Below are 1228 nucleotides of genomic sequence, written 5' to 3'. Positions count from 1 at the left end.
AGTACCAGCGTACGGCCCACAGAATGATGTCACGCTGAAAATGCCGGCCTTTGAATGGGTTCATGTGCAGCTCCATCAGCAAAAGGGGATGATAAGTTTATCACCACCGACTATTTGCAACAGTGCCGATAAAAATATATCATCATGAACAATAAAACTGTCTGCTTACATAAACAGTAATACAAGGGGTGTTATGAGCCATATTCAACGGGAAACGTCTTGCTCGAGGCCGCGATTAAATTCCAACCTGGATGCTGATTTATATGGGTATAGATGGGCTCGCGATAATGTCGGGCAATCAGGTGCGACAATCTATCGATTGTATGGGAAGCCCAATGCGCCAGAGTTGTTTCTGAAACATGGCAAAGGTAGCGTTGCCAATGATGTTACAGATGAGATGGTCAGACTAAACTGGCTGACGGCATTTATGCCTCTTCCGACCATCAAGCATTTTATCCGTACTCCTGATGATGCATGGTTACTCACCACTGCGATCCCCGGGAAAACAGCATTCCAGGTATTAGAAGAATATCCTGATTCAGGTGAAAATATTGTTGATGCGCTGGCAGTGTTCCTGCGCCGGTTGCATTCGATTCCTGTTTGTAATTGTCCTTTTAACAGCGATCGCGTATTTCGTCTCGCTCAGGCGCAATCACGAATGAATAACGGTTTGGTTGATGCTAGTGATTTTGATGACGAGCGTAATGGCTGGCCTGTTGAACAAGTCTGGAAAGAAATGCATAAGCTTTTGCCATTCTCACCGGATTCAGTCGTCACTCATGGTGATTTCTCACTTGATAACCTTATTTTTGACGAGGGGAAATTAATAGGTTGTATTGATGTTGGACGAGTCGGAATCGCAGACCGATACCAGGATCTTGCCATCCTATGGAACTGCCTCGGTGAGTTTTCTCCTTCATTACAGAAACGGCTTTTTCAAAAATATGGTATTGATAATCCTGATATGAATAAATTGCAGTTTCATTTGATGCTCGATGAGTTTTTCTGATAGTTAGTCTTTGTAGAGACACAAACCTGAAATTCCGGACACCGCGCTTCAGGACATCTCCCTGGACGCCGATATCTGGCAGTATCCGGACGGGGCACTGTTGCAAATAGTCGGTGGTGATAAACTTATCATCCCCTTTTGCTGATGGAGCTGCACATGAACCCATTCAAAGGCCGGCATTTTCAGCGTGACATCATTCTGTGGGCCGTACGCTGGTAC

At 45.1% G+C, this 1228-nt stretch carries 1 protein-coding gene; it reads left to right on the top strand.

Annotated elements, in window-relative coordinates:
• Nucleotides 1–193 precede the first annotated feature (193 nt).
• The gene (locus FTT88_RS17060; protein WP_000018326.1) at nucleotides 194–1009 is read left to right on the top strand and encodes an aminoglycoside O-phosphotransferase APH(3')-Ia; all 816 of its coding nucleotides are present in this window, start codon (nucleotides 194–196) and stop codon (nucleotides 1007–1009) included.
• Nucleotides 1010–1228 lie beyond the last annotated feature (219 nt).

The organism is Acinetobacter sp. YH01024 (assembly GCF_013420195.1).
Classification (GTDB): Bacteria; Pseudomonadota; Gammaproteobacteria; order Pseudomonadales; family Moraxellaceae; genus Acinetobacter; species Acinetobacter amyesii.
Note: the sequence above shows the minus strand (reverse complement) of the source record. Positions and strands in the feature narration are given on the sequence as shown.